Below are 20826 nucleotides of genomic sequence, written 5' to 3' on the forward strand. Positions count from 1 at the left end.
GGGGGCGCGGCACCTCACCACGACTCGTCGTCGGGCTCCGGCTCAGGTGTGTCGAGCGCGCGGGCGGGCTCACCGCGCGAGCCTGCCCGTGCTGCTGCTCCGAGGTCAGGCTCCACGGGTCGCCCGTGCTCGTCGAGCGTCGGAGCGATGTAGTCCCCGGACGTGCGCCTCCGGGACGTGGTCGATCCCCCTCGGCCGCCGGCGCCGCCCATCATCGCCATGGGCGCCGATCCACCTGCAGCTCCGCGACCACCGGCGGCGGCGGACTCCGTCGCGCCTGCTCCCCCGAACGCACCGAGACCGCGGGAGCCCGCGGCTCCGAGCGCACCGCTGGCGCCGCCCGGACCGGCGAGGATGCCCGGACCCCCGAGGCCGCCCGCGCCGGGCCCGAAGCCGCCGCCAGGACCGTAACCTCCGCCTCCGGACGCCCCGAGCCCACCGGGCCCACCAGGCCCGAACGCCCCAGCAGCACCCGTGGGGGCCATGGTCGTCGATCCGCCGACACCACCGTCGACCGACGTCTCACCCCGCGCGCCGCCGGGCCCCCACGGACCCAGATCGCCACCCGGACCTCGTCCGCCGCCATCGGGTCCACCGGGGTCGCGCGGGTCGCGCGGGTCGCGCGGGTCGCGCGGGTCGCGTGGGTCGCGTGGGTCGCGCGGGTCGCGCGGGTCGTTCGGGTCGCGGGGGTCGTTCGGGTCGAGCCTCGGCGGCTCGAACTCGTGGACCTCGAACCGCGGCGGGCGGCGGGCGATCTCGTACCCACCAGGACCCACGCCGGGACCCGACCCCGGGCCACCGCCGGGCCAACCGGGTCCCCCCGGACCCGACGGACCACCTGGTCCGCCAGGACCACGTGGGGTGATCTGGTTGCTCTCCGTCACCTCGTAGAGCGCGTCCGCCTCGTCCTTGAGAGTCCGCATCGCGGTATCGAGTGCGTCGAGCGCGACCTTGGCCTGGCCCTCGCGCGCCCCGCGCAGGTTCGCGTCGGCGGTCGCCTGCTGCGCTGCCTCATCCTCGGGCAGGGAACCCGGGACGGGTGGAAGGGTTGCGGTCGTCGGCAGGCCGCGCACGGCCGCGAGCGCCGAACGCGCCGTGTCGATGGCACCGTCGCCCCGGACCGTGAGCTCCGAGAGGGCCGTCATGTTGTCCGCGTGGACGAGGATCTTGGACCCGAGGCCCGAGAACGTCTCGCTCGCCACGTCCGCGGAGTACCCGGACCATCCCGGGTCGGAGGCGATCGTCTTGAGCATCGCGCCGACGTCGGCGAGGTCGGCTGCCGCGCCCGTGAGCGTCGTCTCGTCCCGGCTCCACGCCTTGAGGAGAGGAGTGTTCACCTTGACGAGCGCGTCCTCGTACGGTGTCTGGGAGGCCATCGGTCGTCCTTTCCTCAGGTGGCGGTGTGGTTGCGGGGCGAGGCCGGGAGCCGCGGCGACAGGGGCACGCCAGGTGTGGGCAGGTCGAGCGCGGCGGAGCGCTCGAGCGCCTCCATCGCGTCCTTCGCGTCGCCGTCGGCCAGGTCGATCTCGTCGGCGAACTCTCGCAACCCGTCGACCAGGCCGGTGACCTTGTCGTGCGCCTGCTGGAGCACCCCGAGCGTCGCGTTGACGACGCCGAGGTACGACCCTGCGAACCCCTGGCACGACGGCACGACCGTCCACGCGGACTCAGCGGACCGCGCACCGACGGGCTGCAGCGTGAGATAGGTCGACTGGATGGTGTCCAACAGCTCGGTGACTGTCGCGATGCGCTGCGACAGCACCGTCTCCTCGACGCTCAGGTCGTCCGTCATGTCATTCCTCTTCCTCTCCGCACCGGGAGCACCGACGGCACGCATCGCGACACGTCGCCCGTGGGGCTGCGAGCCTCGATACGACCGTCGCTGCTACCAGCGCTGCGCGTTCGACTTCTCGGTGGTCTGGTAGTCGTCGTTGCTCGCCGAGACCGCCTTGCCGACGTCCGCGAGGAGCAGCTTCATGTCGCCGATCGCCTGCGTCCACTTCGTCTTGGCGGTCGTGTAGGCACCCGACGCCTCACCGTCCCAGTTCGCGCGGAGCGGCTGGAGGGTGCGGTCCATCTCGTCAAGGATCCGCTCGAGGTTCGTGGCACTGCCCTGGATGTCGGCCGCTGCGGTCGACAGGGCTCCGAAATTGACCTTGAGGTCGCTCATCGTCGTCAGTCCTTCCTGGTCGTCTACGTGGTGGGGTCAGCCGAGGCGCTGGGTGAGCTTGCTCATCGCGGTCGACTGCGACTCGTCCGCGGTGTCGTAGGCCGTGCCCGAGGAGTTGAGGTTCTGCTCGAACTCGTCGAGGGCGCCGACCATCTTCGAGGCGTCGTCACGCCACCGCGCCATGAGCTGGGTGAAGGCGACTGCGCCCTGCCCCTTCCATGCCATGCCGATCGAGGACAGCTTTCCCTCGAGGCTGCTCAGCTCCGACTTCAGCTCGGTGCGCGACTGCGCGACCGCCTGCGCGCCCTGCTTCAGCGCACCTTCAACAGCAGAGACTTCACCTGCCATGAGAACTCCTTCCACGGGCCCGCGGGCCGGAACGACGCGTCGACCGGATGGTCGATGCGGCGCGGGGTGGATGGCCCCGCCGTCCCCTCGGACATTACGGCTCCGGCAGCTGGCGGGCACCCCTCCCGCACGGGGAGAGGTACCCATCGAGCGCGGGTCTCTGCGGTTTTCACCCGCAGGAACGGCCTGCGGGCAGGGGCGCGGGCACCGGTGGGGAGAACTCCCCACATGGTTGCGGAACGGACGGACCGCCCCTTCCGGCCAGCCGCGCCGGTGCCGAGCGCGGCCCCGGCCCCGGGCGGGACTCACTATGCTGTCGTCGTCGCACCGTCCCGCTGCTCCCAGGAGGACCCGAATGACCGAGGTCTCGGCGCCTCCGAGCGTCCTGGGCACCCTCGTGCGCATCTCCGTCGTCGCCGGTGACCGGCGCCTCGACGTGGGCGCGCCGGGAAGCATCCCCGTGGCCGAGCTGCTGCCCGGTTTCGCACGGACGCTGCGGCTTCTCGACGCCGCCTCGGTGTACGGCGGGTATCACCTGCTCCACGCTGACGGCCGCGAGCTCGACACGAGCGTGTCGCTGCTGGCCCAGGGGGTCATGGACGGAGAGGTCCTCACGCTCGAGGCCGGCTCGTCGCGGCCCGGCGAACGCGTGTACGACGACGTCGTCGAGGCTGTCGCGGACGCGGTCGCACGCGACCACCAACCGTGGACCCCGCAGGACAGCGCGCGGGCCGCCGTGGGTGCCGCCTCGGCGTTCCTCCTCGCAGGTGCGGTCCTGCTGCTGGGCTCGGAGCGCGGCGACCTCCTCGCTCCCGTCATCGCCGCGGTCGTCGGAGCCCTCGTGCTCGTGAGCGCAGCGGTCATCGGCCGACGCGAGGGCCATGTCGTCGGGGCGCAGGCGATGGTCCTGTGTGCGGGCGCCTACTGGCTCGTCGCCGGAGACCTGTTCATCACCGACCCCGGGCCCGCCGGAGGGTGGGGGTGGCCGCTCGCGGCGGCCGGCGCCGGTGCGCTGCTCGCCGGTGTGTGCGGGCTGGCCGTGCTCCCGGCCCAACGCGAGATCAGCGTGCTGCACGTCGCGCTGGGCGTGGTCCTCGCCGCGGCCGGCTGCGCCGTCGCCCTGCTCGACGTCGATGCCGGCCAGGCCCTGGCACTCACCGTGGCGATCGTCGTCACGGTGGGCAACGGCATCCCGTGGGCGGCGATCTCCTCGACGACGCTGCGTGTCGTCTCCCCCCAGTCCGACGAGGAGATCACGCTGTCACCGGAGCCGGTGGACGAGGCGGAGGTCCGCCGGGACGCCGACCGCGGACACCTCGTCCAGCTCGCGCTCCGGTCCGCCGTGAGCCTGGTCGCGCTCCTCGCCACACCGGAGGTCGTCGGGCTCGGCCTGGCCGGGACACTCCTCATGGTTCTCGCGTACACGGGGATGCTCCTCAGCGTCCGGCAGACCTACTCGCGCAGCGACGTCCTCGTCGTCATGGCGACGGGAGTCGTCGGACTCACGCTCACGGTCCTCGCCGCCGCTGTGGCACACCCCGAGTGGCGTGGGGCGCTCATGGGCTCCCTCGCCGTCGTCGCAGCCGTCGTCGTCGGGGCCTGCCTCATCGCGCCCCGACCCCGCGCCGCGTTCGGTCGCATCGCCGACTCCATGGAGCTCGTGAGCCTCGCCCTTCTGCTGCCCCTCGGCGTCACCGCCGCGGGGCTCTTGTAGCGGGTCAGCATGGCGACGAAGAAGGACCTTGTCGCAGCGCAGGCGTTCAGCCGACGCCGCCTGCTCACCGCATTCGTCAGCGGCACCCCCGGCGGCCGGGAGCTCGAGCCCAGCAAGCCCATGCGCGCCGTCGTCGCCGGGGTCGCCCTGTCCATCCTGCTCATCCTCGGGAGCATCGGGTTCGGGCTCATCAAGCCCGGACTGCCCAACGGCTGGGACGACGGTTCTCTCGTGCTCACCAAGGACAGCGGGACGCGCTTCGTCGCGATCAAGGGGACCCTCTACCCGGTCGCGAACACGACGAGCGCCCGCCTGCTCGTCCCCTCGTCCACCTTCAAGGTGGTCGAGGTCCCGCAGGACAAGATCGCACAGGTGCCGCGCGGCCAGCGGATCGGCATCACGGGAGCACCCGACGAGCTGCCCGCTCCGGCGAACCTGCGGGGCGAGGGCTGGCTCACGTGCGTGGGCACCGAGGGCGGCACGCGGACGACGATCGGACCCGGCAGCTCCGGCGGTGAGCTCGTCACGGAGAGTGCGGTCGTCCGGGTGGCCGACGAGACGTACGTCGTGCACAACACCACGCGCCACCTCGTCCCCGACGGGGTTGTCCCGGCCGTCCTCCGAGCACTCGACCTGGAGACCGCACCCGTGCGGTCGGCGCCGGCGACATGGCTCAACCTGTTCCGGGCCGGTGAGGACCTCGCGCCGCTCGTCGTCGCGGACGCAGGCTCCCCGGTGACGATCGACGCCCTGCCGGCCGACACGGTCGTCGGGTCGGTCGTCGAGGTCACCGGGAGCGGAACCCCACCGGACAGGTACCTCGTGTCCTCCGACGGACGGCTCGCTCCCGTCAGCGAGGTGGCCCACCGCCTGTACCAGCTGGGCAGCGGGGCCGAGCTCGGTGAACCGATCCGCGTGTCGAGCGCGGACATCGCCGCGCTGGACAGCGCGCCCGCCGCCAGCCCCGCCGACTGGCCCACCGAGCCGACGGCCTCGCTCGGGGAGACCGCTCCGCTGTGCGCAGTCCTCGCCGACGAGGGCGGTGAGCAGCCCGTCGCCCACCTGGCCACGGCGCCGCTCGACGCGCTCCCCGAGGGGAGCAGCCCCGAGGCCGTCGTCTCCCCGGGGCACGGCGCGCTGCTGCGCGCGACCGGTGACCGGGTCGTCGACCGCGGACCTGTCCAGCTCGTCGACCAGTCGGGCACGGTCTTCGCCATCCCCGGAGCGGACACCGAGGTCCTCGCCCGGCTCGGGTACACGGAGTCCGACGTCGCCCCGATCCCGCAGGCGTGGACGGCGCTGCTGCCCGCAGGGCCGGAGCTCACCGCAGAAGCGGCCAGCGCCACTCCCCTGGCCGTGCCGTGAGGCCCTCGCTCCTCGTCGTGCCGCTCGTCACCGCGCAGGTGCTCCTCGGGACCTGCGCTGTCGCAGCCTCCCACCCGCCGGCCGCGCCCCACGGGGTGCTGCTCCCCATGGCGGCGTGCGAACCCGACGTCGTGTCGTACACCCCCGACACGCCGCCCGCTCTCGAGGCGCTCAACAGCGAGCTGGCGTGGCGTACCGCGACCGGCCGCGGCGTGACGGTCGCCGTCGTCGACTCGGGCGTCGAGGCCGGCAACGCCCACCTCACCGGCGCGGTCGTCGCCGGGCCGAGCCTCGTCGCCGTCCCGGAGGCGGACAACGCGTCCACGACCGACGTCATGGCGCACGGCACAGCGGTGGCGGGCCAGATCGCGGCCCGCCCGGTGGACGGCTCCGGCGTCGTAGGGCTCGCGCCGGACAGCACCATCCTCGCCGTCCGCGTGTACGTCAACGAGGAGCAGCAGATCGTCGAGTCGGGCAACGGCCCGCGGGTGGACCGCATGGCCGCAGGCATCCGGGCAGCAGCCGACGCGGGTGCGCGCGTCATCAACGTGTCCATGAGCACCGTCACCGACGCGCCGGAGCTGCGAGAGGCCGTCGCGCACGCCACCGCAGCGGGAGCACTCGTCGTGGCGAGCGCCGGCAACCGGAACACCACCGAGGACACCAGCGACTCCCCCCGGTATCCCGCCGCGTACCCCGAGGTCCTGTCCGTCACCTCCGTCGACGCAGCAGGGCTGCCGAGCCAGGACGCGATCCATGGCCCCCACATCGACGTCGCCGCGCCCGGCACCGACGTGCTCACGACGTTCCTCGCAGCCGGCGACTGCGTGCTCGGGGACGGCGTCCCCTCGACGAGCTACGCGACGGCGTACGTCAGTGCTGCCGTCGCGCTGCTCGCGGAGGCGCACCCGGACGAGAGCCCGGCCCAGTGGGCGTTCCGGCTCGAGGTCACCGCCGCGCGTGCGACCGCGAGCGCCCGCGACGACCTCGTCGGATGGGGCGTCATCCGGCCGACGGAGGCCCTGGCGTTCGTCGACGACGGCAGCGCGCCCGGACCACCGAGCCCCGTGCACGAGCCACCAGCGCCGCCCGAGAACGCACCGCAGGTCCTCGACCTCGCCGCCGTCGAGGACCCTCGGACGCGCACCCAGGATGCCGCGCGGTGGTGGACGCTCGGCGGCGTCGGGGCCGTCCTCGCCACCGTCCTCCTCGGCCGGCTCGCCCAGCGTTCACGGCCCCAGGCACGCCGACCCTGACGGCGCGCGCCGTCAGGGCAGACGGTCAGTGCGTCGGGGCCGTGGAGGCGATCTGCACGACCTCGCGACCGCGCTCGCGCGTGACGAGCTGGGCACGGCCGGGCACGGACGGGATGGGGCGTGCGGAACCGATGAGCTGGCCCTCGTCCGGGCTGCCCGACAGGAGGATCCCGGGTGCCGCGGTGTCGCGCAGTGCTTGGAGGACGGGCTCGTAGAGCACCCGGCCCGCGCCACCGGAACGCCGGGCCACGACGAGATGGAGCCCGACGTCGCCTGCCTGCGCCACGAGCGTCGCGAGGCTCGCGACCGGGTTGCCGAGCGACGTGGCCACGAGGTCGTAGTCGTCGACGAGGACGAACACCTCAGCACCGGACCACCATGAGCGGGACCGCAGCTGATCCGCGGTGACGTCCGGGCCGGGCAGCCGCCCGCGCAGGTACGCCGCGAGGCCACCGAGCTCCTCGGAAGCTGCCTCGTGGGTGGTGAGGTACCCCGCGAGGAACTCCTCGGGGATCTCCCCCAGCAGCGAACGCCGGTAGTCGACCACGAAGAACTGCGCCTGCTTCGGCGTGTAGAGACGCATGATCTCCCGGGCGTACCCCCGCAGCAGACCGGACTTCCCCGAGCCGCCGTCACCGAACAGGTAGAGGTGCGGCTCGGTGAGCGGGTCGAGTCCCACGGGTGCGAGGTTGGACTCGTCGATGCCCAGCCACACGAGCCGGCTGTCCGCCGGTGCCTGCGCCCGTACCGCCTCGAGCGTGACGTCGTCGGGCAGGAGTCGGAGCTTCGGCCCGGCAGGGCCTGTCCACGCACGGTTGACCGTGTCGACGAGGTGCTCGACACCTGCGCCGAGCGTGCCCGCCTGGGGGTCGCTGTCGATGCGCGGCAGGGCGCACAGGACGTGATGCTTGGAAGCCACGAGACCACGGCCGGGCCGGTCCTTGGGCACGTTGACGGCGACCTTGCGATCGATGTCCGAGTCCATGGGGTCACCCAGACGCAGCTCGATCTTCGTCCCGAACACGTCCTTGACCTGGCTGCGGAAGTCCATCCATCGCGTCGACGTGGCCAGCAGGTGCAGACCGAACGTCAGGCCCCGGCCGGCGAGCGCCTGGATCTGGGGCTCGAGCTCGTCGAACTCCGCGCGGATGGTCGGCCAGCCGTCCACGACGAGGAAGACGTCGCCGTACCCGTCGTCGACCCGGCCCTCGCGGCGCCGCTGCCGGTACGTCTCGATCGAGTCGATGCCGTGCGTCCTGAAGTAGCTCTCGCGACGGTCGACGATGCCCTTGACCTCGGCGAGGACACGCCGGACCACCTCTGGTTCGCTGCGGCTCGCCACACCCGCCACGTGTGCCAGGGACGCGAGCGGGCTGAACGTGCCACCACCGAAGTCGAGGACGTAGAACTGCACCTCGAGCGGCGTGTGCGTGAGGGACAGCGCCGTGACGACCGACCGCGCGACGGTGCTCTTTCCCGTGCGCGGACCACCGACGACTGCCATGTGGCCCGCCGCGCCGCCGAGCGACACGACGAGGTCCTCCCGGCGCTGCTCGAGCGGCCGGTCGACGATGCCGAGCGGGACGACGAGGTCACCGAGGGCGCGCCACCGCGCCGAGACGAGCCCGAGGTTCGGGTCGACGGCGAGGTCGGGCATGAGCTCGTCGAAGGTCTGGGGCGTGACGAGCGGGGGCAACCACACACGGTGCGCCTCCGGTCCGCGCCCGGCCATCGCGCGCACAGCGATGTCGAACGTCGCGCGCTCCTCGGCTGGTTCGGGTGCGGACGGCGCCGGCAGCTCGGACCGGACGAGGTCCGTGGAGTCGACCCGCGCCGCGGTGAACGGCTCGAGCCCTGCGCCGCCGCTCTGCTCGAGCGCGCGGCGGGGGGACGTGCGCGCCTTCGGGGGCCCGGAGACGTAGGACGCCCGGAACCGGATCATCGTCGTCGTGTCGGGCTTGAGGTAACCGATCCCCGGGACGGGGGGAAGGTTGTACGCGTCGGGCACCCCGAGCACGGTCCGCGACTCCGCGGCGGAGAAGGTGCGCAGACCGATCCGGTACGACAGGTGGGACTCGAGCCCGCGGAGCCTCCCCTCCTCGAGCCGCTGGGAGGAGAGCAGCAGGTGCATCTGCAGCGAGCGGCCGAGCCGTCCGATCGCGACGAAGAGGTCGACGAAGTCGGGGCGTGCGGCGAGCAGCTCGGAGAACTCGTCGGCGACGATGAGCAGGGCCGGCAGCGGCGCGAGATCGGTGCGGCCCCCACGGCGTGCCTTCTCGTACTCCGTGACGTTGGAGAAGTTCCCCGAGGCCCTCAGGAGCTCCTGCCGTCGGGTCATCTCACCCTGGAGGGCGTCCTGCATGCGGTCGACGAGCGTGAGCTCCTCGCCGAGGTTCGTGATGATCGCCGAGACGTGCGGCATGTCCGCCATGCCGGCGAAGGTGGCGCCGCCCTTGAAGTCGACGAGCACGAAGTTGAGGTCCTCCGGCGAGTGCGTGAGCGCCAGCGCGAGCACGAGGGTGCGCAGGACCTCGGACTTCCCGGAACCCGTCGCACCGATGACGAGGCCGTGCGGTCCCATCCCCTGGTGGGCGGACTCCTTGATGTCGAGAGCGATCGGTTGGCCCTGGTCGGTCAGGCCGATCGGGACCCGCAACCGGTCGCGCTGCAGACGAGGACGCCACGAGACGTCGAGGTCGAGGTCACGGATGTCGCCGATGCCGAGGAGGTCCACGAGCTCGGCCGAGACCGCGGTCGTGTCCGCCTGGGACTCGCCCGAACCGGCCGAGCGCGGCATGAGCCGGCGCGCGAGCGCCTCGACGTCCGGCACGGACGCATCGTCCGCGGTCGCGACGACGGGTTCGTCGCGCAGGCTGAGCACCTGCAGCGGCGAACGGGGGCGGCTGCCCCGCGCGGTCCGCACGGGCGCTCCGACAGCGAGCCGGAGCCGGAGCGGGTCGCTGAGGTCGTCCCAGACCTCCGGCAGCTCGAGGACGCTCACACCCATCACCCCGTCGCTCGGAGCGATGGCGCTGAGCGGGCTGACGTTCCCGCCGTCGACGACGACGAGCACGTGCGGCACCGCGGGCTCGCCGCCCGGGGAGAACCGCGGGCGCTCACTGAGGCCGGCGGGCAGCAGGTCCTCGAGGTCCTCGAGCGAGGTCCCGATCATCCGCGCCGGCCCGACGCTGTCCTTCACACGCGTGCTGTGCGCGTGCGGGAGCCACTTGATCCACTCCCAGTCCGCGAGGGCGCTGGGCGACGCGACGACAGCGATCTGCAGGTGCTCGGGCGAGTGGAACGTCGCGAGCTGCGCGACGATGGAACGAGCGAGACCGCGCGCCTGCTCCTCAGGACCCGTGATCTCGATGCGTGAGTACGCGGCGACGTCGACGTCGACCGGCACGTCCGGTTGCAGCTGGTGGGTGACGAGGAACCGGTGGGCGGCCGAGGCCGCGACCGGGTCGAGCTGGGCGAGCGGCGGCGTCTCGGGAGCCTCGAGCGCGAGGCACAGCGGCACGGTCGCGACGCCGACGCGGGCGCGCAGGTGGTCCGGTTGGCCGGGCGCTCGTTCCCAGACGCGCTGCCCCTCCTCGGCGACGGCCGCCAGTGCGCCCGGGTCGGGGTTGTTCCAGAGGGCGTGCCGACGTTGCTGGCGGGCTGCCTCGCGCACCGTGCCGCGCAGGTCCGTGAGGTACGCGAGGTACTCGCGGCGGCTGCCGAGCACCTGCGCCTGGTGCTGCGACCTCTGCCGCCAGCCGTTGACGACGACGAACCCCAGCGAGGCGACGAGAAACATCGCACCGCCGATCATCCCGCGGACACCGGGCGACGCCATGGCGACGAAGACGATGGAGCCGACGCTGCCGAGCATCGGCACGAGCGAGGAGATGAGACCGCTGATGCCGTCCGAGGGGACGAGCTCGGGCGGGGCCTGCATGACGACCCGACCTGACGGGAGGGGCGGCGGTGCCATCCGTGTGTCGCGGTAGAGCGGTGTGGACATCGTCGGGCTGGTCATGGGGCCCTCTCCTGGGCGTGCACCACATGTGGACATCTACCATCGCTGAGCGATGCAGGACCGAGGGCGGTCAGGCACACCATAATATGGAGTCCGGCGCGCGTGGTCGTACACCCGCCCGAGGCGAGGAGGATCTGCGTGCCGCACACGCTCGCACCGACGAAGCGCGTCGCCCTGCAGTTCTCGTCCGCCCGCGTCGACGTCCTCCTCCCCGACCAGCTGCGCGTTGCTGACGCCCTGCGCTCGGTCGGCGTCGACCCGCAGGACCCGGCGATCGTCGTCGTCACGTCGGACGGCGCAGCGCTGGATCTCACCCGGACGGCCGGCCAGGTCGTGAGCGACGGCGCGGTGCTGCACGTCAGTGCCGTCCCCCGCGGTGCCGCGCGCCGACGTGAGGGACCGGGCACGCAGTCCCGGCCCACCGTCGTTCCCCAGGCGGTGCTGCTCGTCCTCGCCTGCGTGTGCGGGGTGGTGGCGACCCTCGCTGCCGGCCTTCCGGCGATCGCCGCGACGGGAGCGTTGTCGGGGGGGCAGCGCCTCGCGGTCGTCAGCCTCCTGCTGCTCGCGGCGCTCGCACTGGCCCTGCGGCCCGCGGTGTACCAGTCCGGTCGCAACGACGTGTGCATCGTCGCTGCGGCCCTCCTCGCCTGTGGTGCCGGGACGACGGCCGTGACGGCGACGACGTTCGCGGACGGGTTCCAGCTCGCGGTCCTCGCCGGGTTCGTCACGGCCGCCGCGGTGTCGGCTCTCGGCGGGGTCGTCGCGAAGCAGGCTGGCGGTGACGGTGCCCAGGCTGCCACGGCTCTTGCCACCGCGTTCTCCGTGGTCGCGCTCGTCGCTGGTTCCGTGCTCTTCCTCGATCTCGCGCCGTGGACGTTCGCGGTCGTCAGCCTGGGCCTCGTCCCCCCGGTGCTGCGCATCCTGCCCTCCGCGGCCCTGCGGGTCCCTGTCGAGTACCTCGTGGATGCGCAGCACGTCACACGCGCAGCGCTCTCCGTGCGTGGCGGGCCGCCGCGGCCGTCGCCGCCGGTACGGCCGCGAGCCGTGCGCGCCGCGGTGGCGCGGGGCGACCGGCTGCTCACGGCGGGCACGCTCACGGCCAGCGTCGCCGCCGTGGCGTTCGTCCCCGTCGCCCTGCTCCCCGTGACGGGTGCGGTCGAGCGGGTGGCGTCGGTGGTGCTCGTCGTGCTCACAGCCCTCGCGCTCGTGCTCGTGCCGCGGACGGCACGGAGCGCGGCGTCCCGGACGGCCCCCCGTGCGGCGGCGGGCATCGTCCTGCTCGAGCTCGTCGCGCTCGCGCCTCCGGTCGACGGTGGCCGCGCGATCACGCTCGCCGGTCTGCTGGCGGCCACGGGCCTGGTCGTCGTGCTCGTGAGCGTCGCGATGTCGCGCGGACGCAGGTGGGTGCGCCTCTCGCGGCTCGGTGACGCGCTCGAAGGGTTGGCCGTGACCTTCAGCGTCCCCGCAGCTCTCGTGGCGATCGGGACCATCGAGCTCGTGCGCAGCGCGTTCTCAGGATGACGGCCACGCCGGACGACCGACGTTCCCGGGCCGCTGGTAGCATCGCCACCGCCCGCACCCGGCCCCACCCGACGAGGACGACCATGACCGCCACACCCGGTGTCCCCCGGCTTGCACCGGTGGGGCGCCGCGTTGCCGCATACACGGTGGACACCTTCGTCGTCGTCGGCGTCAGCGTCCTCGTCCTCGTCCTCACGGACGAGCCCCTCTACGCTGCTCTGGCCTTCGGTGAGCTCGTCATCGCCCTGTGCGTCTGGGAGGCCCGGTCGGGCACCACGGTCGGCAACGCGGTGTGCGCCGTGCGCACCGCGCGTACCGATGGCCGCCACGCACCGGGGATCCGCCGGGTCGTCGTCCGGTCCCTCGTCGTCGCTGCTGGTGCGCTCGTCGCGGTCGTCGGTCAGTGGATCGTCGTCGCCTCGTCCGCGTGGGACCGCGGGCAGCTGAGACAGGGCTGGCACGATGCCGTCGCCGGCACCACCGTCGTCGATGTCTCCCGGCGCCGGCGCGCACGTCGCTCGTCAGGCGCCGTCGCGACGACGGCGAGCGGTCCGGACCGGCGTGCGGCGGCGCCGGTGTTCCAGGCGCCGCGGGTCGCCAGTCCGCCCGGTTCGACGGGCCGCTCGGAGATCTCCGGCCAGCCGAGCACCGAGCCCGCGGGGCCGTACCGGCCCGCCGGGGGTGAACAACGGCGGGCATCGATGTCCGCCCCACCGGTCAACCCGCCGACCAACCCGCCCGCGCCGGTCGGGGTGCCCGCTCCCGCGGGTCCGTTCGGACACTCCGGCCCGCCGGCACCGGCCGGCGCTCCTCCGACAGCCATGACGCCGCAGACACGTCCCGTTCCGCCCATCAGCCAGGTCCCCGGCGCACCGTCAGCCTCCGTGCCCCAGTACCTGCTGTCGTTCGACAACGGGCAGTCGTTCATGGTGCGCGGGAGCGGCCTCATCGGTCGCAAGCCGCAGTCGCAGGACGGCGAGCACCACGACGACCTCATCCCGGTCGCCGACGACGACCGCTCGGTGTCCAAGACGCACCTCGAGTTCGGTGTCGACGACCAGGGCTTCTGGGTGGGCGACCGGGGTTCGACGAACGGCAGCGCTGTCCTCACGTCGCACGGTGAGCCCCTCGAGGTCCTCCCCGGCATGCGGGTCCACGTACCCGCGGACGGCAGCGTCCGCGTGGGTCAGCGGCAGTTCACCGCGCGCCGCGTCCACCGCTGACCACCGTCGAGGGGGGCGATCGGACGGACAGCACCACGCTGCCGGCCGCAGCCCCGGACGCCGCGGCCGGCATCGACGGGCCGGGCGGGTCAGAAACCGAGCTTGCGCAGCTGCTTCGGGTCGCGCTGCCAGTCCTTGGCGACCTTGACGTGCAGGTCAAGGTAGACCCGGGTGCCCAGGAGAGCCTCGATGCCCCGACGCGCCTCGGTCCCGACCTCGCGCAGACGGGACCCGCCGCGGCCGATGATGATCGCCTTCTGGCTGTCCCGCTCCACGTAGAGGTCGACCCGCACGTCGAGGAGCGGGTTGGAGCCCGACCCGGGCCGCGGGCTGATCTCGTCGACGACGACGGCCAACGAGTGCGGCAGCTCGTCGCGGACCCCCTCGAGGGCGGCCTCGCGGACGAGCTCCGCGACCATGACGGCCTCCGGCTCGTCGGTGAGCTCTCCGTCGGGGTACAGCACGCCCCCCTCGGGCAGGTGGCTCACGAGGACGTCGGCCAGGGCACCCACCTGGTACCCGCCCACCGCGGAGACCGGCACGATGTCGTCCCAGTCGCCCAGCTCGTTCACGGCGAGGAGGTGCTTGGCGAGGTCCTCGCGCGAGACGAGGTCGGCCTTCGTGACGACGGCGACGACCGGGGTGCGCCGCCGTCCGCGGGCCAGGTCGGTGAGCTGGTTCGCGATGAACTTGTCACCGGGACCGACCTTCTGGTCGGCTGGGAGGCAGAACGCGATGACGTCCACCTCGGTCAAGGTCTCTCGGACGAGGTCGTTGAGGCGTTCGCCCAGGAGGGTGCGGGGCCGGTGCAGCCCCGGGGTGTCGACGAGGATGAGCTGCGCGTCCTCGCGGTGCACGATCCCGCGGATCGTGTGCCGCGTGGTCTGCGGGCGTCCCGAGGTGATGGCGACCTTCTGGCCGACGAGGGCGTTGGTGAGTGTGGACTTTCCGGCGTTGGGGCGCCCCACGAGGGACGCGAAACCCGACTTGTGGGCGCGGGTCCGCTCCGGGGTGGGCTCGGTGGTGCTCATGCGTGTGCTCTCCTGCTGGCTGGTGCGGGCGACGGGACGGACGGTGCTCACTCGGGGCGCCGGCTCGCGAGGAAGGTGAGCAACAACCGCCGCTGCAACGCGAACATCTCCTTCTCCTCGTCCGGCTCGGCGTGGTCGTAGCCGAGGAGGTGAAGGATCCCGTGCGTCGTGAGCAGGAGCATCTCCTCCGCGGAGGAGTGCCCCGCCTCCGCGGCCTGGCGGGCAGCGACCTCGGGACACACGACGACGTCTCCGAGCAGACCCGCCGGGGTGATCTCCCCGTCGCGTCCGGGCCGCAGCTCGTCCATCGGGAAGGACAGGACGTCCGTGGGTCCGGGCTCGTCCATCCACTGCACGTGCAGCTCGCTCATGACGTCCGTGTCGACGAAGAGGATCGACAGCTCGGTCATGGGGTGCACGCGCATCTCTTCGAGCACGAACCGGCCCAGTGCTGCGAACTCGGCCTCGGCGATCTCGACGCCGGACTCGTTGTTCACTTCGATGCTCACCTGTGCTGCCCCTTCTCGTGGCTGAGGTCGCGCGAGCTGCGCCGCGCCGTTCCCGCCGCCCCGGCGAGGTCCCACCGGGCGTAGGCGTCGATGATGTCCCCCACGAGGCGGTGGCGGACGACGTCGGTGGAGCGCAGCCGGCAGAACTCGATGTCGTCGACACCGGTGAGGATGTCCTCGATGACGCGCAGGCCCGACGGGGTGCCGCCGGGCAGGTCGACCTGGGTGACGTCGCCGGTGATGACCATCCTCGACCCGAAGCCAAGCCGGGTGAGGAACATCTTCATCTGCTCCGCGGAGGTGTTCTGCGCCTCGTCGAGGATGATGAACGCGTCGTTGAGCGTGCGGCCACGCATGTACGCGAGGGGAGCGACCTCGATGGTGCCGGCCTCGATGAGACGCGGGATCGACTGGGGGTCGATCATGTCGTGCAGCGCGTCGTACAGGGGCCGCAGGTACGGGTCGATCTTCTCCGAGAGGCCGCCCGGCAGGAACCCGAGGCGCTCCCCTGCCTCGACCGCCGGCCGCGTGAGCACGATGCGGTGGATCTGCTTGGCCTGCAGCGCCTGGACGGCCTTCGCCATCGCGAGGTACGTCTTCCCCGTCCCGGCCGGCCCGATCCCGAATGTCACGGTGTTCGCGTCGATGGCGTCGACGTAGTGCTTCTGGCCGGCCGTCTTCGGCGCGATGGTGCGGCCCTTGCTGGAGAGGATGTTCTGGGTGAACACCTCAGCAGGGCGGGTGGCTGCGGTCGCCGCGGCGAGCATGGCGATCGACCGGGTGACGATCTCGGCGGTCACATCCGTGCCGGCCGCGACGACCTCGATGAGCTCGTCGACGAGGCGCCCCGCGAGCGCGACGTCCGCGACCGGTCCGCGCAGGACGATCTCGTCCTCACGGATCGAGACGTCGACCGTGGTGAAGCCCTCCTCGACGGCTCGCAGCACGGAGTCCACCGGGCCGAGGAGTGCGGCGATGGACACGTCGCCCGGGACGGTGATCCTGTGCTCGACACGCAGGCCCGCTGCTGCGTCGTCGTTCTCTGGAGATGCCATGTGGCGGGGTGCTCGCTCCTCGTCCGTGCTCGGTGATGACGTCCGGTTCCTGGGCCGCCGCGAGCCCAGTCTATCGACCGCGGGCCCGCGAGCAGCGCGCGCTCAGGCGGGTGACCATCCCAGGCGTGCGCCGCCGAGGACGTGCCCGTGGACGTGGAAGACGCTCTGGCCCGCGTGCGGCCCGGAGTTGAAGATGAGGCGGAACTGTCCGTCGGCGTTCTCGCCGGCCACCTCGTCGGCGAGGGACACCATCTCCGCGAGGAGCTCCGCGTCGGCGGCGGCGAGCTGGGCGATGTCACCGTAGTGCGTGCGCGGTACGACGAGCAGGTGCATCGGCGCCTGCGGGTCGGTGTCCTGGAACGCGATGACGCGCTCGCGGGTGGCGACGATCGTCGCGGGGATCTCCCCTGCGACGATCTTGCAGAAGATGCAGTCGGTCTCAGGGGTGAGCGTCTCGGTGCCGTAGTCGACGATGTCCATCCGCCGAGCCTAGCCGGAGAGGGCGCTCGCGGGCTCGCTGTCCCACCGGCCCAGGCGCTGCGAGAGCAGCGCCACGGCCACCGGTCCCGCGGTCGACGTCCGCAGCACGTGCGGGCCCAGGCGCGCGGTGACGGCGCCCGCCGTCCGCAGCTCCGCGACCTCGCGGTCGCTGATGCCGCCCTCCGGTCCGACGACGAGCAGCACCCGGCGCCGTTCCGCGACCGCGCCGGCGTCCGCGGGCGGGAGCGGGACGCTCGCGAGCGCGACCTCGGCGTCCTCGTGGAGCACGACCGTGGTCCCTCCGGCGTCACGGACCTGTCGGACGAGCGCGCCGAGAGCCTTGAGGTCGACCGCGCGTCCCACGTCGGGCACGGTCGCCCGACGTGCCTGCTTCGCCGCCGCCCGGACGGTGGACACCCAGCGGGACCGGGACTTCTCGGCCCGCTCGCCACGCCACACGACGACGGACCGCTCGGCCTGCCACGGGAGCACGGCGTCGACCCCGACCTCCGTCGCGGCCTCGATCGCGAGCTCGTCACGGTCGCCCTTGGCGAGCGCCTGCACGAGCACGATCTCGATGCCGTCGTCCGGCTCGCGCCGGACGGCGCGGACGAGGAGCTCGACCCGGGGGCCGTCGACGGCCACCACGTCTCCGCGCAGCCGCACCCCGGCACCGTCGACGACGTCGAGCACCTCACCCGGGCCGCGTCGCTGCACGACGCCGGCGTGGCGACCCTCCGGCCCGTCGAGCACATACCGGTCCCCCACGGCCACCGAGTCGAGAGTGCCCGCGTCGGCGAGGAAGACCGGCGCGCTCACCAGCGCCCGGCGAGCTTGTCGCGCAGCCTGCTGAACACACCGGAGTGGGCGGCCGAGACGCGTCCCTCCGGACGCTCCTCCCCGCGGAGCGTGGCCAGCTGCCGCAGGAGGTCCGCCTGCTCCTCCGTGAGCGAGGTGGGGATCTGGACCTCGATGTGGACGTTGAGGTCCCCACGCCCGGGCGCCTGCAGGTGCCCGATGCCGAGGTTCTTCAGAGTGATGACCTGGCCGGGCTGCGTGCCGGGCTGCAGGTCGATCTCCTCCACCCCGTCGAGGGTCTCGAGCTCCATCACGGTGCCGAGCACCGCGGCGGTCATCGGCACCTCGAGGGTGCAGTGCAGGTCGTCACCGCGCCGCAGCAGCGTCTCGTGCTTGCGCTCACGAATCTCGAAGTAGAGGTCGCCGGGGGGACCGCCAGCCGGTCCCACCTCACCCTGGGACGTGAGCTTGATGCGGGTTCCCGTCTCAACGCCCGCGGGCACCTCGACCGCCACGGTGCGCCGGCTGCGCACACGGCCCTCACCGGAGCACTCGGCGCAGGGCTCGGGGATCGTCGTGCCGAACCCCTGGCACGCCGCGCACGGCGCGGTCGTCATGACCTGACCGAGGAAGGACCGGGCGACGCGCTGCACGGAGCCGCGGCCGCCGCACACGTCGCAGGTGCGCGGGGAGGTGCCGGGGCGGCAGCAGGACCCGCTGCACGTCCCGCACACGACGGCGGTGTCGACCTGGATCTCCCTGCGGACGCCGAACGCCGCCTCGGACAGGTCGATGTCGAGGCGGATGAGTGCATCCTGCCCGCGTCGCGCGCGCGGGATGGGCCCGCGCTGCGCCTGTCCGCCACCGAAGAACGTCTCGAAGATGTCCTGGAAGCCGAAGCCCCCACCCATGCCGCCCCCGGGGGCGGAGGGGTCGTTGCCCATGTCGTACGACTGACGCTTCTCCGCGTTGCTCAGCACCTCGTAGGCGCGCGAGACGTCCTTGAACCGGTCTTCGGCGTCAGGCCCGGCGACGTCCGGGTGGAGCTCGCGCGCGAGCTTGCGGTACGCCTTCTTGATCTGGTCCTGGCTGGCGTCACGCGGGACGCCGAGGGTCTCGTAATAGTCGCTCACTGGCTGCTCTCTGCCGATCGGGTTTCTGTGGTCTGGCGGATGTCGGGGACGGATCTCACGTGCTGAGGATCCGGGACAGGTAGCGTGCCACGGCCCGCACGGCCGCGATGGTGCCGGGATAGTCCATCCGGGTGGGACCGATCGACCCGATCGTCGCGACGGAGCCTCCGTCCGAGCCGTACCCGGTCGTCACGACCGAGGTCTCGAACAGGTTGGCGAGCTGGGTCTCCCGGCCGATGCGGACGTTGACGGTGGCGGAGTCCTCCGCCATCTCGGTGAGGAGGTTGAGCAGCACGACCTGCTCCTCCAGCGCTTCGAGGACGGGCCGCAGGGCGTGCTCGAAGCGCATGCCCGCCTGGGCGAGGTTCGCGGTGCCCGCGAGCACGAACCGTTCCTCGCTCTCCTGCGCGAGCGTCTCGGTGATGACCTCGCCGACGCGCGTGACGAGCTCGCGCTCGGACGGGTGGTAGGACTGCGCGAGCTCGGCGAGGGCCGTCCGGAGCTCGGCGAGCCGGCGGCCGGCAGCTGCGGCGTTGAGCCGCGTGCGGAGCTCGACGAGCACACCTTCCTGCGGTGCGGACGCGAGCTCGAGCGTGCGCTGCTCGACGCGTCCGGTGTCGGTGATGATCACGACGAGGAGGCGTCGGTCGCCGAGGACGACGAGCTCGAGGTGACGCAGACCGGAGCGGCGCAGCGAGGGGTACTGGACGACCGCGACCTGACCGGTGAGCTGCGCGAGCAGGCGCCCCGCGCGAGAGACGACGTCGTCGAGGTCGACGGCGCCGTTGAGGAACGTCTCGATGGCGTTCTTCTCGGCGGGCGACAGTGCCCGCACGCTCGCGAGACGGTCGACGAACAGGCGGTATCCCTTGTCGGTGGGCACGCGCCCGGCGGAGGTGTGGGGCTGCGCGATGAAGCCGCCCTCCTCGAGGGCCGCCATGTCGTTGCGGATCGTCGCGGGTGACACGCCCAGCCCGTGCCGCTCGGCGAGGAGCTTGGAGCCGACGGGCTCCCGTGTCTGGACGTAGTCCTCCACGATGGCACGCAGGACCTCGAGCCTGCGCTCGTCGCTCGACGCCATCCCACCACCTCCTTCGCTCTCGAACGCGTCCGGCCTCGCCCGCCACGCCGCGTCCGCCTCGATGGGCACGGACCGGCGGCAGTCTCGTGCGCACGACACCGGCCGCCGTGCACCGACGGTAAGCACTCGGACTTCTCGAGTGCTAATTCTACGCCGCCGTCCGCCGTGGCCCGGGCCGTGTTGCCGAGGCCACACCCACGTCAGCGGCTAACCTTCCTCGCGTGAGCAACGACCGCTACTCCGACGACGTCCTGTCCTCCCCGGCCACCCACCACCGTCGTCGCCCCACCTCGCGTCCGGTCCCGGCAGACGTCGGGCTCGTCGTCGAGGAGGTGACGACGGGGTGGGTCGGGGCCATCACGCGGACCGAGAAGTCCGGAGGTATGCACGTCGTCGTGCTGGAGGACCGGGCGGGCCGGACCAGGACGTTCCCGCTCGGCCCGGGGTTCTGGGTCGACGGTGCCCCGGTGGAGCTCACCCCCGCACGATCCGTTGCCGCCCCCGCCGCACCAGCACGCACCGCGTCCGGCTCCCGCGCCGTGGCGAACGCCCGCGCACGCGTCGCGCGGGGCAGCCGCATCTGGGTCGAGGGCCGCCACGACGCCGAGCTCGTCGAGCGCGTCTGGGGCGACGACCTGCGCGTGGAGGGCGTCGTCGTCGAGGGTCTCGACGGCGTCGACAACCTTGCCGAGGCGCTCGCCGAGTTCGGGCCGACGCGAGAGCGCCGCGTCGGGGTGCTCGTCGACCACCTCGTCCCGGGGAGCAAGGAGCAGCGCATCGCCGACGACGTGATGAAGAGGTTCCGCGGCGGGAACGTCCTCATCCTCGGCCACCCGTACGTCGACGTGTGGCAGGCCGTGCGACCGGAGCGGGTCGGGCTGGCCGCGTGGCCCGTCATCGAGCGCGGCACGGAGTGGAAGTACGGGATGCTCCGCGAGCTCGGATGGCCCGCGCACGACCAGGCAGACGTCGCACAGGGCTGGAAGCGGATCCTCGGGACCGTCCGCAGCTACGCCGACCTCGAGCCGTCCCTGCTCGGGCGCGTCGAGGAGCTCATCGACTTCGTCACCGAGCCGGCGGCCTGACCCGACCGCCGGTGCCGCCGGCCTCACCCGCCCGGT

Annotated in this window: 18 protein-coding genes; 6 read left to right on the plus strand and 12 right to left on the minus strand. The window is 72.7% G+C overall.

Translation table 11 applies throughout. The features are described from left to right. Positions 1-14 precede the first annotated feature (14 nt). From AC2AXK_RS07695 to AC2AXK_RS07710, 4 genes are all read right to left on the minus strand, one after another. On the minus strand, positions 15-1376 hold the full coding sequence (locus AC2AXK_RS07695; RefSeq protein ID WP_484344765.1) for a hypothetical protein: 1362 nt from the start codon (positions 1374-1376) through the stop codon (positions 15-17). A 14-nt stretch (positions 1377-1390) separates the two neighbouring features. Next, entirely contained in the window at positions 1391-1792 is a 402-nt protein-coding gene (locus AC2AXK_RS07700) for a hypothetical protein (RefSeq protein ID WP_484344766.1), read from the minus strand. A 93-nt stretch (positions 1793-1885) separates the two neighbouring features. Beyond that, complete coding sequence (locus AC2AXK_RS07705) at positions 1886-2170, minus strand: WXG100 family type VII secretion target (RefSeq protein WP_484344767.1); 285 nt, start codon at positions 2168-2170, stop codon at positions 1886-1888. Between the two features lie 36 nt (positions 2171-2206). Next, a complete protein-coding gene (locus AC2AXK_RS07710; RefSeq protein ID WP_484344768.1) occupies positions 2207-2518 on the minus strand; it encodes a WXG100 family type VII secretion target in 312 nt (103 codons plus the stop codon). Positions 2519-2873: 355 nt separating this feature from the next. Here AC2AXK_RS07710 and eccD point away from each other — a divergent pair, with 355 nt between their 5' ends. From eccD to AC2AXK_RS07725, 3 genes are read left to right on the plus strand one after another with little or no spacing between them, the layout of a single operon-like run. Beyond that, a complete protein-coding gene (gene eccD / locus AC2AXK_RS07715) occupies positions 2874-4232 on the plus strand; it encodes a type VII secretion integral membrane protein EccD (protein ID WP_484344769.1) in 1359 nt (452 codons plus the stop codon). Positions 4233-4241: 9 nt separating this feature from the next. Continuing rightward, positions 4242-5597: a type VII secretion protein EccB gene (eccB, locus tag AC2AXK_RS07720; RefSeq protein WP_484344770.1), complete on the plus strand. Its 1356-nt coding sequence runs from the start codon at positions 4242-4244 to the stop codon at positions 5595-5597. Next, positions 5594-6853, plus strand: coding sequence for a S8 family serine peptidase (locus AC2AXK_RS07725; protein WP_484344771.1), 1260 nt, complete (start codon positions 5594-5596; stop codon positions 6851-6853). Before eccB ends, AC2AXK_RS07725 begins: the two co-directional genes overlap by 4 nt. Positions 6854-6878: 25 nt before the next feature. Here the strand turns inward: AC2AXK_RS07725 and eccCa are convergent, their stop codons facing one another. Then, entirely contained in the window at positions 6879-10874 is a 3996-nt protein-coding gene (gene eccCa / locus AC2AXK_RS07730; RefSeq protein ID WP_484344772.1) for a type VII secretion protein EccCa, read from the minus strand. Between the two features lie 138 nt (positions 10875-11012). Between eccCa and AC2AXK_RS07735 the strand changes: the two genes are divergently transcribed. Together AC2AXK_RS07735 and AC2AXK_RS07740 are read left to right on the plus strand one after the other, a co-directional pair. Beyond that, positions 11013-12395 carry a hypothetical protein gene (locus AC2AXK_RS07735; RefSeq protein ID WP_484344773.1) on the plus strand — a complete coding sequence of 461 codons (1383 nt, stop codon included), beginning with the start codon at positions 11013-11015 and terminating at the stop codon, positions 12393-12395. 83 nt (positions 12396-12478) lie between these two features. Further along, a complete protein-coding gene (locus AC2AXK_RS07740) occupies positions 12479-13618 on the plus strand; it encodes an RDD family protein (protein WP_484344774.1) in 1140 nt (379 codons plus the stop codon). 89 nt (positions 13619-13707) lie between these two features. On the opposite strand, the gene era is transcribed toward AC2AXK_RS07740, so the two are convergent. The 7 genes from era to hrcA all read right to left on the minus strand — a co-directional run bounded on the left by era (position 13708) and on the right by hrcA (position 19705). Then, positions 13708-14649 (minus strand): GTPase Era, encoded by a 942-nt coding sequence (era, locus tag AC2AXK_RS07745; protein WP_484344775.1) that lies wholly within the window; start codon positions 14647-14649, stop codon positions 13708-13710. Positions 14650-14696: 47 nt separating this feature from the next. Continuing rightward, positions 14697-15158 (minus strand): rRNA maturation RNase YbeY, encoded by a 462-nt coding sequence (gene ybeY / locus AC2AXK_RS07750; protein ID WP_484344776.1) that lies wholly within the window; start codon positions 15156-15158, stop codon positions 14697-14699. Continuing rightward, on the minus strand, positions 15155-16213 hold the full coding sequence (locus AC2AXK_RS07755) for a PhoH family protein (RefSeq protein WP_484344777.1): 1059 nt from the start codon (positions 16211-16213) through the stop codon (positions 15155-15157). The genes ybeY and AC2AXK_RS07755 overlap by 4 nt, the downstream gene beginning before the upstream one ends. A gap of 102 nt (positions 16214-16315) precedes the next feature. Further along, complete coding sequence (locus AC2AXK_RS07760) at positions 16316-16693, minus strand: HIT domain-containing protein (RefSeq protein ID WP_484344778.1); 378 nt, start codon at positions 16691-16693, stop codon at positions 16316-16318. A gap of 9 nt (positions 16694-16702) precedes the next feature. After that, the gene (locus AC2AXK_RS07765; protein ID WP_484344779.1) at positions 16703-17512 is read right to left on the minus strand and encodes a 16S rRNA (uracil(1498)-N(3))-methyltransferase; all 810 of its coding nucleotides are present in this window, start codon (positions 17510-17512) and stop codon (positions 16703-16705) included. Continuing rightward, a complete protein-coding gene (gene dnaJ, locus AC2AXK_RS07770; protein ID WP_484344780.1) occupies positions 17509-18624 on the minus strand; it encodes a molecular chaperone DnaJ in 1116 nt (371 codons plus the stop codon). The genes AC2AXK_RS07765 and dnaJ overlap by 4 nt, the downstream gene beginning before the upstream one ends. 55 nt (positions 18625-18679) lie before the next feature. Next, positions 18680-19705 carry a heat-inducible transcriptional repressor HrcA gene (gene hrcA / locus AC2AXK_RS07775; RefSeq protein ID WP_484344781.1) on the minus strand — a complete coding sequence of 342 codons (1026 nt, stop codon included), beginning with the start codon at positions 19703-19705 and terminating at the stop codon, positions 18680-18682. A 221-nt stretch (positions 19706-19926) separates the two neighbouring features. Here hrcA and AC2AXK_RS07780 point away from each other — a divergent pair, with 221 nt between their 5' ends. Continuing rightward, a complete protein-coding gene (locus AC2AXK_RS07780) occupies positions 19927-20790 on the plus strand; it encodes a DUF3097 family protein (protein WP_484344782.1) in 864 nt (287 codons plus the stop codon). The last annotated feature ends 36 nt before the right edge of the window (positions 20791-20826 follow it).

The organism is Sanguibacter sp. Z6_81 (genome assembly GCF_057180625.1).